11 protein-coding genes, 1 tRNA gene and 1 pseudogene are annotated in these 14460 nt (G+C 67.0%); 6 read left to right on the top strand and 7 right to left on the bottom strand.

The genetic code is table 11. The features are described 5' to 3' along the window. Positions 1–46 precede the first annotated feature (46 nt). Positions 47–487 carry a ClpXP protease specificity-enhancing factor gene (locus XCSCFBP4642_RS0113010; RefSeq protein ID WP_029220171.1) on the top strand — a complete coding sequence of 147 codons (441 nt, stop codon included), beginning with the start codon at positions 47–49 and terminating at the stop codon, positions 485–487. Positions 488–518: 31 nt separating this feature from the next. After that, positions 519–851 carry a hypothetical protein gene (locus XCSCFBP4642_RS0113005; RefSeq protein ID WP_029220170.1) on the top strand — a complete coding sequence of 111 codons (333 nt, stop codon included), beginning with the start codon at positions 519–521 and terminating at the stop codon, positions 849–851. A 211-nt stretch (positions 852–1062) separates the two neighbouring features. Here XCSCFBP4642_RS0113005 and XCSCFBP4642_RS0113000 read toward each other — a convergent pair whose 3' ends face one another. Further along, positions 1063–1407 carry a DUF3301 domain-containing protein gene (locus XCSCFBP4642_RS0113000; RefSeq protein WP_029220169.1) on the bottom strand — a complete coding sequence of 115 codons (345 nt, stop codon included), beginning with the start codon at positions 1405–1407 and terminating at the stop codon, positions 1063–1065. A 367-nt stretch (positions 1408–1774) separates the two neighbouring features. Here XCSCFBP4642_RS0113000 and XCSCFBP4642_RS0112995 point away from each other — a divergent pair, with 367 nt between their 5' ends. Further along, on the top strand, positions 1775–6169 hold the full coding sequence (locus XCSCFBP4642_RS0112995; RefSeq protein WP_029220168.1) for a DEAD/DEAH box helicase: 4395 nt from the start codon (positions 1775–1777) through the stop codon (positions 6167–6169). Here XCSCFBP4642_RS0112995 and XCSCFBP4642_RS0112990 read toward each other — a convergent pair. After that, entirely contained in the window at positions 6109–6729 is a 621-nt protein-coding gene (locus XCSCFBP4642_RS0112990; RefSeq protein ID WP_033898338.1) for a DNA-3-methyladenine glycosylase, read from the bottom strand. The two genes, XCSCFBP4642_RS0112995 and XCSCFBP4642_RS0112990, sit on opposite strands and share 61 nt — an antisense overlap. 300 nt (positions 6730–7029) lie before the next feature. Between XCSCFBP4642_RS0112990 and XCSCFBP4642_RS0112985 the strand changes: the two genes are divergently transcribed. Together XCSCFBP4642_RS0112985 and XCSCFBP4642_RS0112980 are read left to right on the top strand one after the other, a co-directional pair. Beyond that, complete coding sequence (locus XCSCFBP4642_RS0112985) at positions 7030–8688, top strand: methyl-accepting chemotaxis protein (RefSeq protein WP_029220166.1); 1659 nt, start codon at positions 7030–7032, stop codon at positions 8686–8688. A gap of 11 nt (positions 8689–8699) precedes the next feature. Continuing rightward, positions 8700–9209, top strand: coding sequence for a chemotaxis protein CheW (locus XCSCFBP4642_RS0112980; RefSeq protein WP_029220165.1), 510 nt, complete (start codon positions 8700–8702; stop codon positions 9207–9209). 417 nt (positions 9210–9626) lie between these two features. Here XCSCFBP4642_RS0112980 and XCSCFBP4642_RS0112975 read toward each other — a convergent pair whose 3' ends face one another. The 4 genes from XCSCFBP4642_RS0112975 to XCSCFBP4642_RS0112960 form a co-directional block, all read right to left on the bottom strand. Then, positions 9627–10700, bottom strand: coding sequence for a GGDEF domain-containing protein (locus XCSCFBP4642_RS0112975; RefSeq protein WP_029220164.1), 1074 nt, complete (start codon positions 10698–10700; stop codon positions 9627–9629). Positions 10701–10893: 193 nt separating this feature from the next. Next, a complete protein-coding gene (locus XCSCFBP4642_RS29440) occupies positions 10894–11070 on the bottom strand; it encodes a hypothetical protein (RefSeq protein ID WP_167331388.1) in 177 nt (58 codons plus the stop codon). Positions 11071–11245: 175 nt separating this feature from the next. Beyond that, positions 11246–11321, bottom strand: a tRNA-Ala gene (locus tag XCSCFBP4642_RS0112965). 89 nt (positions 11322–11410) lie between these two features. Continuing rightward, positions 11411–11812 carry an H-NS histone family protein gene (locus XCSCFBP4642_RS0112960; protein ID WP_003485983.1) on the bottom strand — a complete coding sequence of 134 codons (402 nt, stop codon included), beginning with the start codon at positions 11810–11812 and terminating at the stop codon, positions 11411–11413. 424 nt (positions 11813–12236) lie between these two features. Here XCSCFBP4642_RS0112960 and XCSCFBP4642_RS27095 point away from each other — a divergent pair. Further along, a pseudogene (locus XCSCFBP4642_RS27095) lies at positions 12237–13114 on the top strand (DNA polymerase ligase N-terminal domain-containing protein); the annotation flags it as partial. A gap of 156 nt (positions 13115–13270) precedes the next feature. Here XCSCFBP4642_RS27095 and rnd read toward each other — a convergent pair. Next, positions 13271–14374: a ribonuclease D gene (gene rnd, locus XCSCFBP4642_RS0112935; protein ID WP_029220161.1), complete on the bottom strand. Its 1104-nt coding sequence runs from the start codon at positions 14372–14374 to the stop codon at positions 13271–13273. Positions 14375–14460: the final 86 nt, after the last annotated feature.

Genomic DNA, 14460 nt, shown 5'->3' with positions numbered 1-14460 from the left:
GACTGCGTGGCCGCCGCTGCGGGCCGTGTCCGGGTAAAATGACGCCATGAGCGAAGATTTCCCCCGCATGACCAGCCATCGCCCGTACCTGCTGCGGGCCTTGGTCGAATGGATCAACGATAACGGCATGACGCCGCACGTCCTGGTGGACGCAGGGCTGCCTGGCGTGCAGGTGCCCGCCAGCGCCGTCAAGGACGGACGTGTTGTCTTGAATATCGCCGAGCGCGCCGTGGTCGGGCTGCAGGTCGTTAACGAAAGCGTCAGCTTCACTGCGCGCTTCGGCGGCGTAAGCCACCCGGTGATGGTGCCGATGGCCGCCGTGCTGGCGGTGTATGCGCGCGAGACCGGGCAGGGTATGGCGTTGCCGGACGACATCCCTGGTACCAGCAGCGAGCCGCCGGATCCCGGCACGCCGCCGCCAAGTGCGCCGGCCCCGGACGAGCCACCCAGTGGCGGCAAGCGTCCGCATCTGCGCGTGGTCAAGTAGGCCGGCCGACATGCGCGAGGGGAGCGTTCCAATACAAGTGGAGCGCACCCGTCATGTCGATTGCAGTGAGCCGGATGCGTCCGGCGCATACGACTACTACTACGAGTACGACCTCTATCGCTTCACCGACGGTGCGGCCTGCCTGATCGCACGCAGCTATACCGACACGCCCGATGAAGCGCACTTTCTCACTCTCGAAGTCGCCAGCAAACCGCGCCCGCTGAAAGCTGCCGATCTTGCGCGGCCGCTGTGCGTGTTTGCGCAACTGCATCTGCGCGGTGAAGGCAAGCGGGAACTACGCTGGCTGAGCGGCCGGCGCAATGGCTATGAGCCGGTGCCCGAGGATTTGACGGCAGGCAAGTGAACAAGCTGCACGTGCGTTGCCCATCAAGCGACGGATCTTCTCGCCGCGGCCATGAAGGACGAGCGCCGCCAGCGAACCCGGCACGTGCCGGAATGCTTGGTAGATCTGATCGCAGGTCTGACCAGTCGACGACATCGACGTGCGTTGCTGCAACGCTTTAGCAGCGTTCGAGGTGTGCAGTCGCATTCCAAGCGCTACAGCTTGCGGCGCCTCATTCCAGGCGCTCCTGCTCGGGGTGCAACGCCCGCACGCTGGCCACCTGCGGGCCGGTGAAGGCGATCAGTTGATCGCCGCGCAGCACCAGCTTGCCGCTGTGGCGATCCACGCCGTCGTAGGAATAGTCGAAGCGGAAGGTCCGCTCGAACCCCAGCCAGCCAGTGGGCATGCGGCAAAGTCGGATTCCGGTGGAGTGCACGCTTTGATCCAGCCACTGCACATCGGCGGCACGGCAGGCATTGCGGCCCAACACCTCGGCGCGTTCGGCAGCGGCACGCGAGCAGTTCCAGAACGCGACGATCGCCGCACCAACGATCATGAAGACGATGAGACTAGGCATGGCACCAATGTGCCATGGCCTTGCTTGCTCGACAATCGCAAGACCGTGGATCTGCGCTGATCGGCGCAGCGATGTCGGGGGGGCGGCGTTGAAGTCTCAGTCGCGTGACCGGCACCATTCTCGCCGTGGGGGAGGATGGCCGCGCCCTCATGACGCTGCCTTCTCGAGGTTGCCTGGGGAGCGAGGGAGGCAGAAGTGAGATCGGCAGCATACGCCCGTGAATCCGTTCACCACCATTGCAGATGCCGGCTTGCATCCGCGCCTCAGCGGCGCCACCTCACAGAGACATTTCCGCATTGAATTTACATTCTGCGTTGACCCCGTTCGGCCTGCCGCCCGGGCGGGTCATCTGCGACTGGTATCGCCCATGCATCCTGTTCTGCAGCAATTTCATCCTGTGGTCGCCGGCTGGTTCGCGCAGACCTTTGCTGCGCCCACGCCGGCGCAGAGTGCGGCGTGGCCGGCGATCCAGGCCGGGCGGCACACGCTGGTGGCCGCGCCCACCGGGTCGGGCAAGACCTTGACTGCGTTCTTCGCCGCCATCGATGGCCTGATCCGCGACGGCCTGGACAATGGTGGCGCGTTGCCGGACGAAACCCGTGTGGTCTACGTATCGCCGCTGAAGGCCTTGTCCAACGATATTCATCTCAATCTGGAGGCGCCGCTGCAGGGTATCCGCGCGGCGTTGGCTGCCAACGGGCTGCCGGATGTGGCGGTGCGTACGGCGGTGCGTACCGGCGATACGCCGCAGCGCGAGCGCGCGCAGGCGCGGCGGGTACCGCCGCATATCCTAGTGACCACACCGGAATCCCTGTACGTGCTGCTGGGGTCGGCGTCCGGGCGCGATGCGCTGCGGCATGTGCGTACCGTCATCGTCGACGAAATCCATGCAGTGGCCGCCGACAAGCGCGGCAGCCATCTGAGCCTGACGCTGGAGCGGCTGCAGCGCCTGGCCGAGCGGCCGATCGTGCGGGTGGGGCTGTCGGCCACGCAGAAGCCGATCGAGACGGTGGCGCAATTTCTCGTCGGTGTGGGTGAGGACGGTGCAGCGCCGCAGTGCGAGATCGTGGACATCGGCTACGCGCGCGCGCGCGACCTGGCACTGGCATTGCCGCCCACGCCGCTGAGCGTGGTGATGTCCAACGATCAATGGCTGCAGGTCTATGCCGAGGTGGCCACGCTGGCGCAGCAGCATCGCACCACGCTGGTGTTCGTCAATACGCGGCGCATGGCCGAACGCGCCGCGCGGCATCTGGGCGACCTGCTCGGCAAGCAACGGGTCGCAGCACACCATGGCAGCCTGTCGCGCGAGACGCGCCTGCTGGCCGAGCAGCGGCTCAAGGCCGGCGACCTCACCGTGCTGGTGGCCACCGCCTCGCTGGAACTGGGGCTGGATATCGGCGATGTCGATCTGGTGTGCCAGCTCGGTTCGCCGCGCTCGATCGCCACCTTCCTGCAACGTGCCGGACGCTCAGGACACAAGGTCGGCGGCACGCCCAAGGCGCGCCTGTTTGCGCAGACCCGCGACGAGCTGGTCGAATGCGCCGCGCTGCTGGACAGCGTGCGCCGAGGCGAGCTGGATACCCTGCGCATTCCGCTGGCGCCGCTGGACGTGCTGGCCCAGCAGATCGTGGCCGAAGCGGCCTGCGAGGACTGGGACGAAGATGCGTTGTTTGCGCTGGTACGCCGGGCGTGGCCGTTCGCGCAGCTGAGCCGCGCCAGCTTCGACGGCGTGGTGCGCATGCTGTGCGATGGCTTCAGTACCCGGCTTGGCCCGCGCGCAGGCTATCTGCATCGCGATGCGGTGCATCGCCGGCTGCATGCGCGGCGCGGTGCGCGCATGACCGCGCTCACCTCCGGCGGCACCATTCCGGAAACCGGCGACTACAGCGTGGTGCTGGAGCCGCAGGCCGACAAGATCGGGACGGTGAATGAAGATTTCGCAGTGGAGAGCCTCACCGGCGATGTGTTCCAGCTCGGCAATGCCAGTTACCGCATCCTGCGCGTGGAGGCCGGGCGCGTGCGCGTGGAAGACGCCAAGGGCGCGCCGCCGAACATTCCGTTCTGGCTGGGCGAGGCACCCGGTCGCAGCGACGAGCTGTCGGTGGCCTTGTCGCGTCTGCGTGGCGAGATCGCGGCGCGACTGGACACGATTCCGCATCCGGCCGCGCGCGCCTGGTTGTGCGACGAGCTGGGCATGGCGCCGGAAGCGGCGCAGCAGGTGGTGGACTATCTGGCGCAGGCCTGCACGGCGCTGGGTGCCATGCCGACCCGCCAGTGCCTGGTGATGGAGCGTTTCTTCGACGCCAGCGGCGGCACCCAGCTGGTGATCCACTCGCCCTATGGCAGCCGCATCAATCGTGCATGGGGCCTGGCGCTGCGCAAACGCTTCTGCCGCACCTTCAACTTCGAACTGCAGGCTGCCGCCACCGAAGACGCCATCGTGTTGTCGCTGTCCACCAGCCACAGTTTCGCGCTGGAGGAGGTTGGCCGTTACCTGCATTCGTCGTCTGCCGAGCATGTGCTGATCCAGGCATTGCTGGATGCGCCATTGTTCGGCGTGCGCTGGCGCTGGAATGCCACCAATGCGATGGCGCTGCCGCGTTTCACTGGCGGTAACAAGGTGGCGCCGCAGCTGCAACGCATGAAGTCCGAAGACCTGCTGGCCACGGTGTTCCCGGACCAGGTGGCGTGCGCGGAGAACCTGGTCGGCGAGCGCGAGGTGCCGGACCACCCGCTGGTGGCGCAGACACTGGAGGACTGCCTGCACCAGTCCATGGACAGCGAGGGCTGGCTGCAGGTGTTGCGTGGTCTGGAATCCGGTGCGATCACGCTGCTGGCACGCGACCTGGCGGCGCCATCGCCGCTGGCGGCGGAAGCCTTGAACGCACGCCCGTACGCATTTCTGGACGATGCGCCGTTGGAAGAGCGCCGCACCCAGGCCGTGCAGAGCCGCCGCTATACGCCGCAGAGCAGCGACGATCTGGGGCAGCTGGATCCGCAGGCGATCGCAGCGGTACGCGAAGAAGCCTGGCCGCAACCGCGCGATGCTGACGAAATGCACGAGGCGCTGGTGGGCCTGGGCGTGCTGCCGGTTGAGGAAGCCACCGACGCCTCGTGGCAGGCCTGGCTGGCGGCGCTGGTCGCCGATGGCCGCGCCAGTTGCCTGGCGATCGACGCTGCGCCTGCGCTGTGGGTGAGCGCCGAGCGCATCGCCTGGTTCATGCCGTTGTACCCGGACGCAGTGGCGCAACCGCCGTTGCAGGCGCCGCTCGACTGCCAGGTTGCCGACTGGCAGCGCGACTGGGCCGTGCGCGAACTGCTGCGCGGGCGCCTGTCGGCCGTCGGCCCGGCGCAGGTGCCGGCGCTGGCACGCGCGCTGCGCCTGCCCGAGACCGACGTTGCACTGGCGTTGGCGGCACTGCAGCGCGAAGGCTATGTCATGGCCGGGCGTTTCAGCGCGCAGGCAGCGGCGGAAGAGTGGTGCGAGCGGCACCTGCTGGCGCGCATCCATCGCTACACCCTGGGGCGGCTGCGGCGCGAGATCGAGCCGGTGTCGCAGCGCGACTACGCGCGTTTCCTGTTCGAATGGCAGCACTTGGACTGCACCGGCCGGGTTGCCGGCCCCGATGCGCTGGCCGGCGTGGTCGGGCAGCTGGAAGGCTTCGAAGCACCGGCGGTGCTCTGGGAAACCGAACTGCTGCCGGCACGCGTGCGCGACTACCAATCGGCGTGGCTGGATGAACTGTGCACCGCTGGACGCACCGTGTGGGCGCGGCTGCGCCCCGGTGGCGGCCGCAGCGGCGCCGCGTTGCGGTCAACCCCGATCGTACTGCTGCCGCGGCGGCAGGCGCAGCGCTGGAGCGGCCTGGCACGTGTTGCCGACGAAGAACCGCTGGGTTCGCGCGCACAGCGCGTGGCAGAGGTATTGCAGCAGCAGGGCGCGCTGTTCTTCGATGAGATTGCCGATACCGCGCGTCTGATGGGCACCGAGCTGGAAGACGCACTGAGCGAACTGGTCATGCGCGGCCGCGTGCACTGCGACAGCTACGCCGGGCTGCGGGCACTGCTGGTGCCTGCGTCCAAACGACCTTCGGCGTTGTCGCGCCACCGTCGCCGCGCCAGCGCGTTGGGCATTCGCGATGCCGGCCGCTGGGCACCGGTGCGTGCGTTGCCGGACCTGCCACTGGCGGAAGCAGGCGAACGCCACCAGGACATGCTGGAACACCTGGCCCGCACACTGCTGCGCCGCTATGGCGTGGTGTGCTGGCGGCTGCTGGAACGTGAAGCCGCATGGCTGCCGCCGTGGCGCGAGTTGTTGCGCATGTATCAACGCCTGGAAGCGCGCGGCGAGATCCGTGGTGGCCGTTTCATCTCCGGTCTGTCCGGCGAGCAGTTCGCGCTGCCGGAGGCGATTGCCGCCTTGCGCCGCGTGCGCGCACAGGCGCCGCAACACCAATGGATCTGCGTCAGCGCAAGCGACCCGGCCAATCTGCTCGGCAGTCTGCTGCCCGGCGAGCGGGTCGCGCGGGTGCCGGGCAATCGGGTGGCGTACCTGGACGGCATGCCGATGGCGGTGTGGGTGGCGGAGCGCTTCGAGCCGTTGCAGGAGCTCGACGCCGAGCAGGGCGCGCAGGCGCTGACGGCGCTGCAGCGCGGCCCCGGCGCTGCCGAACCGACGCCGCTGGCACAGTGGTTGGCTCAGCCGCCCGGTAGCGTGGCGCGCGCACCGGTCACGCGCGGCAGCGGCCGCGACAGATAGCCGCTGTCCAGCACCACCCAGCGCCACGGTGCCTGCACTGCCTTGCGGATGCCGATCCGGGGCGTTGCCAGCGGCGCAGCCGGTGGCGGCAGGCCGTCGTCTTCGATCCACAGCCGCGCTGCGGCATCGGTCAAGTCCAGTCCGTTATCGGCCGCGCTCACTCCAAACGCCTGCGCCAGCCGGCCGGGGCCGGTGGTCAGCACCTTGATGGGCACGCCGCCACGCGCCGCCTGCATGGTGTCCAGACCGTCCACGGGCTCCAGCGCGCGGATCAGTACCGCGTGCCCGGGCGCGCCGCCGCAGACGGCGTTGATCGCCCAATGCATGCCGTAGATGAAATACACATACAGGTGACCGGCGGCACCGAACATCACCTGGGTACGCGGCGTCATGCCCCGGAATGAATGCGCCGCCGGATCCTCGCTGCCGCAATACGCTTCCACTTCGGTGATGCGGCCCCGGCGTCCATCGGCGCTGACCAACACCTTGTTGAGCAGGCACGGGGCTACCTCGCGCGCATCGTGGTCGTAGAAATGGCGGGGCAGGGGCGTAATCGGCATGCCGCAAGCCTAGCGGTACGTTCGTGAGGTCCCTGCGGACTGGCTTGGACAGGTCATCGGCCAGGGGTAGGGGTTTTCCGAATCGAGATCTGCAGGAACGTCTGCCCTGTCACAAAAGCGCACATCCACTGGGATGAATAGCCGTTTAACGGCAGCGAACGTCTCAAGCGCGTTTTGCCATCGCCGATAGCTAACAACGATCGGTCAGACCAGCCGCATCGCCGCCATCGGCACGCCCAGCACCGTCGGTCGTCACTGCAACGCCTGTGGCCCACGCATCATTCTCACGAGAACTCCCCAATGTTAGGCAACTTCAAAATCGGAACCAGGCTGATCGTGGCGTTCCTGATCGTTTCGGCGATCGGCGCATGCATCGGGTGGGTGGGCTATTCCAACTCCGGCCGCATCAGCGACCTGTCGACCTCGCTGTACGAGCGCAAATTGCTGGGCTTGTCCAACGTCAAGGAAGCCAACATCAACCTGATCTACGCCGGCCGTGCGCGTGTCAATCTGTTGCTGGCCAGCAGCGCGGAAGAGCGCCAGTCGCATGTGCAGAACATCGACAAGTACACTGCCAAGGTGGTCGACCATATGGCGCGTGCGCGCGACAGCTTCCAGACCGAGGAAGGCAAGAACAAGCTGGCGCAGTTCGATCGCGCCTGGCAAACCTATCTGGACGAGCGCGGCCGCTTCATCGAAGCGGCCAACCGCGAAGCGCTGCGCGAGGCCAACCCCGAGCTCGCCGCGCTTTCGCGTGCGGTACGCGCCAGCTCGGACGAAGTGGATACCTTGATGACCGACCTGAGCGGCCTGCGCGAGCGCAGCGCGGCCTCTGCCAACGCCGAAACCGGCGCCATCCATGCGCGTAGCTCCAAGCTGTTGATCGCCATCATCTGCAGTGGCGTGCTGCTCGGCGCCATTCTGGGCGTGGTGATCAGCCGCAGCGTCACCGGCCCGATCCGGCGCGCCGTCTCGGTGGCCAACGGGCTGTCGGAAGGCGACCTGACCATGCAGATCGATGTGCACGGCCGCGACGAAACCGCGCAGCTGCTCGAAGCGATGCGCACCATGGTGCAGAAGTTGTCGCAGGTGGTGGGCGAGGTGAATACCAGCGCCGAGACCCTGGCCAGCGCTTCCGAAGAAGTCAGCGCCACCGCGCAGTCGCTGTCGCAGGCGGCCAGCGAACAGGCCGCCGGGGTCGAGGAAACCAGCGCCTCGCTGGAGCAGATGACCGCCTCGATCAGCCAGAACACCGAAAACGCACGCATCACCGACGGCATGGCCACCCAGGCCGCCAAGGAAACCATCGAAGGCGGCGAAGCGGTGGTAGCCACCACCCAGGCGATGAAGCAGATCGCGCAGAAGATCGGCATCATCGACGACATCGCGTATCAGACCAATCTGCTCGCGCTCAATGCTGCCATCGAAGCGGCGCGTGCCGGCGAACATGGCAAGGGCTTTGCGGTGGTTGCCGCCGAAGTACGCAAGCTGGCCGAACGCAGCCAGGTCGCGGCGCAGGAGATCGGCGAGGTGGCCAGCTCCAGCGTGGAACTGGCCGATCGCGCCGGGCGTCTGCTGGACACCATCGTGCCCAGCATCAAGCGCACCTCGGATCTGGTGCAGGAAATCTCTGCCGCGTCCGAAGAACAATCGTCCGGTGTCAGCCAGATCAATTCGGCGGTGGTGCAGTTGAGCCAGACCACCCAGCAGAACGCCAGTGCCTCCGAAGAACTGGCCGCCACTGCCGAGGAAATGAGCGCGCAGGCCGAGCAGCTGCAGCAGAGCATGGCGTTCTTCCGCCTGGGCGGGCAGGGGCCGGCGACCACGCCGCCCAAGCGTGGCAAGCAGGTCGTCGCACGCCCGGTGCGCGCCGCAGGTGCGCGCGGCTGGCGCAGCAGCGCGGCGCCGGCCTACGCGATGTCCGAAGGCCCGGACGAAGGCCAGTTCGCTCGCTTCTGAGAGATCGATCGATGACTGCACAGACTTCCGATGCAATGCCCGGCGACGCCGATGCGGCCGCCCAGCACCTGACCTTTCAGCTCGATGGCGAAACGTTTGCCACCAGCATTCTCGGCATTCGCGAAATCATCCAGTACCGCACCCCGACGCCGGTGCCATCGATGCCGGCCTGCGTGCGCGGAGTGATCAACCTGCGTGGGGCGGTGGTGCCGGTGGTGGACCTGCAGGCGCGGCTGGGACGCGCCGGCAGCGCCATCAACAAGCGTAGCTGCATCGTGATTCTGTCCACCGAGCAGGCCCAGGGCACCCAGGTGATCGGCGTGCTGGTGGACGCCGTCAACGCGGTGATCGAACTGGCCGACCAGGATATCGAAGCGGCGCCGGCGTTCGGAACGCATATCCGCCGCGATCTGCTGCGCGGCATGGGCAAGGTGGGCGAACGCTTCGTGGTGCTGCTGGACATGGAGCAGGTGCTGCAGGTGGAGGAGATCGCCGGTAGCGCAGCGGTGCTGGCTGCCTGAGCGTCGCTTGCCGGCGTCATACCACGTGCCCGGTGATGCTATCGGCTGGCGTGGCAGAAGGGCAGTAGCGACATCCGACGACCGCCTGGCAATGGTCTGCGGCTACTTCGGGATGTGGAGTGTCGTGGGCCACGTCGGCGTGTGGTGCCCACTCCAGACTCGTGTACGGCGGCTGTTCGGCGGACCACCGGCGCCATGCGAATCGGTCGGCAAGATCAGCGTGTTACAGCACTGAGCACCATCTCGATGGCCCTGTGCGCGATGAACAACGTCGCGAAGGGGCTGCGCCTGCATGGTCAGCGCAAGTTGGTGCGCTTGCGAAAGGCAACGCTGCGATCAATCGAGCCGGCCTCTCACGTAAGGCCGGTGACTCAACGCAACGGCAGATCACCACGACACGCCTGCACGTCGTGTTGCTCAGTCGTGCAGTTGCCATCCGGTGAAGCGCTGCACGCGGTTGCGCCCAGCCATGATCGCCAGCTGCAAGGCATGCCGTGCGCGTGCCAGTAGCGCGTTCGTCTCTAACGCATCGTCCGGGGTCGTTTCCACCAGCCCTGCGCTGATGGTCAACGCGCCGGTAGGCCACTGTGCCTGCTCGATGGCCTGTCGAATCCCGTCGATTGCGTCAAGCGCGCCAGTGGCCGGGGTCGCCGGCAGCGCCGCGCACAGCCGGTTGCCACGCAGGCGCGCGACGATGGTGTCCTGCGGCAGGCGGGATTCGATCACGCCAGCGGCCTGTATCAGGGTCGCCTCTGCAGCTGCGGTACCGGCGCGCAAACGCTGCCGTTTGAAGCCATCCAGGTCGATCAGCGCCACGCTCACTGCCTGACCCGACGTCGGTGCCATCGCCTGCAAGGCGCGCTCCAGCCCGGCGTGGTTCCACAGGCCGGTACTTGCATCGCGTAGCGCATCCAGTTCGACCAGCCTGGCCGCACGCCGCAATTGGATGGTGTCTACCACCTGGCGGGCCAGCGACCGCAATGCATCGCGCTCTGCGTCGGAAAGACGCCGCGGCGCGCGATCCAGCACGCACAAGGTGCCCAGCGCGATGCCGTCGGAGGTGAGCAGTGGCGCACCGGCATAGAAGCGGATCTGCGGCTCGCCGGTCGCCAAGGCATTGTCGACAAAGCGCGGGTCCAGATGGGTATCGGCGACCTCCATCAGCTGGTCCGGCTGCAGGATGGCGTGCGCGCAGAACGAGAGCGTGCGCGGCGTCTCGCTCGGCTGCATGCCGACGCGGGACTTGAACCATTGCCGCTGCGTATCCACAAGGGAGATCAGTGCCATCGGCGTGCGGCAGGTGGCTGCGGCAGTGGCGGTAAATGCGTCGTAGCGCGGCTCGGGCGGAGTATCCAGCAACTGGTACTCATGCAGTGCGTCCAGGCGCTCGTCTTCGTTGGCTGGCAGCCGCGCGCCCGGGTGGGCGGCGAAGTCGCCCGGCAGCACGCTGGCGTGGACCAGGTTCAGTGCAGGCGCGTCTGGAATCTGCATGCAGAACCTTCGAAGCAGTGCGCCGGCGGCGCCGTCAATAAGATGGATCCATCAACGCAACGCCGGAGCGCTCGTTCCGAACGAGGAAAGCTGCGCATCGGCCACCCCAGTGCCCAACGCCTGACCCGATCTTGCCACAGCGTTGGCGCTGCCGATGCGGTCGCGTCCGCAATCGGGCCAGAGAATTCGGCGGTTACTGGCCCTGACCGTGTTGCCCTTTGGGGCGACGGCTGTGCTCGTCGTGCACCTTCAGGTCGTCCTGGCCTGGGCGCTGTTTGGCGGTGTCGTCCTGCTTGCGCGATTCGCGGCTTTCGGCAACGCCGCTGGCATCGTCGGCGACGTCGTCGGGCTGGCGTGGATGTTTGCTCATGGCTGCGGTCCTGCGTGATGGTTGCAGCCACGGTAGCGCGCGCAGTGTGATCCCGGCGCCATGGCGTGGACGCGGCCGCGCGGTGACGGCCCTCGCGGTGAGGTTTGTCGGAGAGGCGCCCGGCCCACAGCAAAAAGCCCCGAACGCGGACGTCCGAGGCTTGTACTTGATGCGGTGGTGGAGCGGAAGGGGATCGAACCCTCGACCTTCGCGATGCGAACGCGACGCTCTCCCAGCTGAGCTACCGCCCCACGTGCTTGGATTCTAACCACATGCCGCGCCGTTCGCCAAGCGAAGGACCGCAGCCGACCGTGCCGGGGGGGGCACGGTGGTACAGGCATTACTCGCGAACCAGCGGGAACTTGAGGTCCGGATTCTTGGCCTTCCATTCCTTGTACGACACCGAACCTTCCCATGCGGCAAAGGCCTTGGGGGTGCGGCCGCGGCCGGACCAGGTTTCGCCGGTATGCGGCAATTCGTACTTGGGCTTGACTTCGCTGCGGCCGCTTTTGACCACTTCCTTGCGCGCAGCGGTGGTGCCCAGGTACGCGGCGATATCATTGCGCTGCTTGGTGTTGAAGTGACCGGCAAACTGTTCGAGCAGCGACACGATGGTGGCATGCGCCGAGGATGCCTCGCTGGCGCGCTCGGTTTTCTCCTGTTCTTCCAGCTTCTGCAGCTCGTCCAGCAGTTTGGCCTTGGCTTGCGCGATGGAGTCCAGTTTCGAAGAGGTATTGCTCACAGAGGTATGGCCTCGGAATAATAGAAGTGGAGACGCCGCCCTAGGGCGCGCGCCATTATGACATGCGGCCCGTGGAGCGGCCGCTGCCTGTAAAGGAGATGCACAACAGGACGGCCGCTCTTCAGGACGGCCGCTCTTCACAGGCCCTGCTCGGCCGCGTTCGCATTGTCGCTGTGTGCATGCCCAGCTTACACGCCCGTGCCCGCGAACCCGACCATGAATAGACGCAAGTGTGCGATGCATGTCGATCCACGCCACCGGCGCGCAGACCCGGATTGCGCTGCTGTCGGTGCGGCACCCGGAGGGCCGACATGGCTGGCAGGCAAACTGCGCACTCCGCAATGGCCATGGGCATAGGTAGGCGAGCGCCTCCTGCTGCGGACAGAATCGCGCCGCGCGTCATCGCTGCGCCTGGCATCGGCCGATGAGCCTGAGCGACTACCGCCGCAAGCGCCGCTTCGACAAGACCCGCGAGCCGGAGCCGGGCAAGGCCCCGCCGGCCGGCCGGCGCGCGATCTTCGTGGTGCAGCTGCACCATGCCAGCCGCCGGCGCTACGACTTTCGCCTGCAGGTCGGTGATGCGCTGAAGAGCTGGGCGGTGCCCAAGGGGCCGAGTTACGACCGCAAGGTGAAGCGCATCGCAGTGGAGGTGGAGGATCACCCGGTGGACTACGCCGGTTTCGAGGGCGAGATTCCCAAGGGCGAATACGGTGGCGGCCATGTGGCGCGTTTCGACCACGGGGTCTGGGCCACCGATGGCGATGTCGAGGCGCAGCTGACCAAGGGGCATCTACGCTTCGAGCTGTTCGGCAGCAAGCTCAAGGGAGGTTGGCATCTGGTGCGCTTCGGCAAGCCGGCACGCCAGCCGCAGTGGCTGCTGTTCAAGGAAGACGATGCCTATGCCGGCACCCTGGAGGCCGAGGATCTGCTCGCCGATGTGGCCGCGGCACCGGCCGCGGATGTGCGACGCGCCGGTGCCGGCAAGGCACAGGGTAAGGCGCTGGCCAGGCGCCGTTGCGCGCGCGCAAGCACTTGTTGCAGCCGCCGCTGGCTGAGGCATCGACAACGCACCTGGCCTAGAGCTCGCATGTGGAAGGCGATGGGCAGCAGGCGTTTCGCGTGGCTGGCGAGCAGCACTTCGAAGGCATCGTGTCCAAACGTGCGGACCGGCCATATCACCCCGCTCGCAGCGACGATTGACGCAAGACCAAGCAGTTGGCAAGCCAGGAATAGGCGGTGGTGGGCTATACCACGCCCAACGGCAGCCGTCGCAGGTTCGGGTCGCTGCTGCTGGCCACGCCCGCATCGCTGCAGGCTTCTGTTTGCATGTCCGGCTTGGAGCGGCCAACAGAACATGGCGAGCCGCTGTCTGGTGGGCGTGGACGGCGTACTTGAAAGAACGGTCCATGCCACACCGAGCAGCGGCCGCGCCCGCCTGGTGGCTGCGCGGTCGTTTTGTCAGCCGCTCTTATTTGCCGCGCCGTCGTGCAGCAATGGCAGCAACTGCGCTTCCAGCAGCGCGCGACGCCACTGCCCCAGCGCGGCCGGCCAGCCGTGCTGCTCGATCAAACTTTCCAGATGCCGGCGTGAGGCCAGCAGGCCGTCCGGCAGGCCGAGTTCGCGGCTGCGTTGCGCCACCGCTTCCTGCAGCCGCTTGAGCACCGCCTTGTTGCCATCGGTGGGTGACTGCGCCAGCGGCGCGTGGTCTTCGTCGGGCAGCGGCGTGTTGAGCGCATCCCATATCGCATTGGCCAGCTTGCGCGGCGCCTTGGGAAATTTGTCGAACTGCTGCAGCAGCGCGTCCAGGTCGGCCGGCGGAAAGCGTGCCAGCTGACTGGCCAGCTCGTTGTCCAGGATCCAGCTACGCGGGCGGTCGCTCTGGCGTGCCTGCAGATCGCGCCAGCGCAGCAAGCGCAGCAGCCGGCGTTGCGCGGCCGGCTCCAGGAACTGTGCGGTGCGCAGGCTCACATGCGGCCAGCGCTCGCCGTCATCGTGCTCGACGGTGGCGAGCAGGCGCTCGGCATCTTCGTCCAGCCAGCCCAGGCGGTTCTGTTCGGTAAGACGGCGAGTGAGCGCGTCGTGGATCGCAAACAGGTAACGCACATCGTCGGCGGCGTACTCCAGTTGCGCTGGCGACAGCGGACGCCGCATCCAGTCCGAGCGCGTCTCGCCCTTGGTCAACAGCGTGCCGGTGATTTCCTGCACCAGCTTCTGGTAGCCCACGCCACCGCCCACACCGGCCAGCGCCGCGGCGATCTGGGTATCGAACAGCGGGCGCGGCAACACGCCGCAGCCGCACTTGAAGGTGACCAGGTCTTCGCTGGCGCTGTGCATCACCTTGACGATGTCGGTGGCGGTCAACCACTCGCTGAGCGCTTCGTTCATGCCCGGGATCAGCGGATCGATCAGCAGGATCTCCTCGCCGATGGCCATTTGCACCAGCGCCAGTTGCGGCCAGTAGGTGCGTTCGCGAATGAATTCGGTATCCAGGCCGATGCGCGAAGGGCGCGATGCCTGCAGGCGGTCGCTCAGCTCGGAGGGGTGGGTGATCCAATGGGGCACGTGATTTCCGTCGACAGCAAGGGTTTGCGCAGAACGCGCAGAATAGCCTAACGTCGCGATCGCCTGTCGTGCGGCAGAGCACTGGT

The organism is Xanthomonas cassavae CFBP 4642, from assembly GCF_000454545.1.
GTDB lineage: Bacteria > Pseudomonadota > Gammaproteobacteria > Xanthomonadales > Xanthomonadaceae > Xanthomonas > Xanthomonas cassavae.
Note: the sequence above shows the minus strand (reverse complement) of the source record. Positions and strands in the feature narration are given on the sequence as shown.

Coding starts and splice junctions, on each gene's coding strand:
- XCSCFBP4642_RS0112990 (WP_033898338.1), bottom strand. CDS start 6,729: ATGCCGATTACGCCCCTGCCCCGCCATTTCTACGACCACGATGCGCGC.
- XCSCFBP4642_RS0112975 (WP_029220164.1), bottom strand. CDS start 10,700: ATGCAGATTCCAGACGCGCCTGCACTGAACCTGGTCCACGCCAGCGTG.
- XCSCFBP4642_RS0112980 (WP_029220165.1), top strand. CDS start 8,700: ATGACTGCACAGACTTCCGATGCAATGCCCGGCGACGCCGATGCGGCC.
- XCSCFBP4642_RS29440 (WP_167331388.1), bottom strand. CDS start 11,070: ATGAGCAAACATCCACGCCAGCCCGACGACGTCGCCGACGATGCCAGC.
- XCSCFBP4642_RS0112995 (WP_029220168.1), top strand. CDS start 1,775: ATGCATCCTGTTCTGCAGCAATTTCATCCTGTGGTCGCCGGCTGGTTC.
- XCSCFBP4642_RS0113010 (WP_029220171.1), top strand. CDS start 47: ATGAGCGAAGATTTCCCCCGCATGACCAGCCATCGCCCGTACCTGCTG.
- XCSCFBP4642_RS0112985 (WP_029220166.1), top strand. CDS start 7,030: ATGTTAGGCAACTTCAAAATCGGAACCAGGCTGATCGTGGCGTTCCTG.
- XCSCFBP4642_RS0113000 (WP_029220169.1), bottom strand. CDS start 1,407: ATGCCTAGTCTCATCGTCTTCATGATCGTTGGTGCGGCGATCGTCGCG.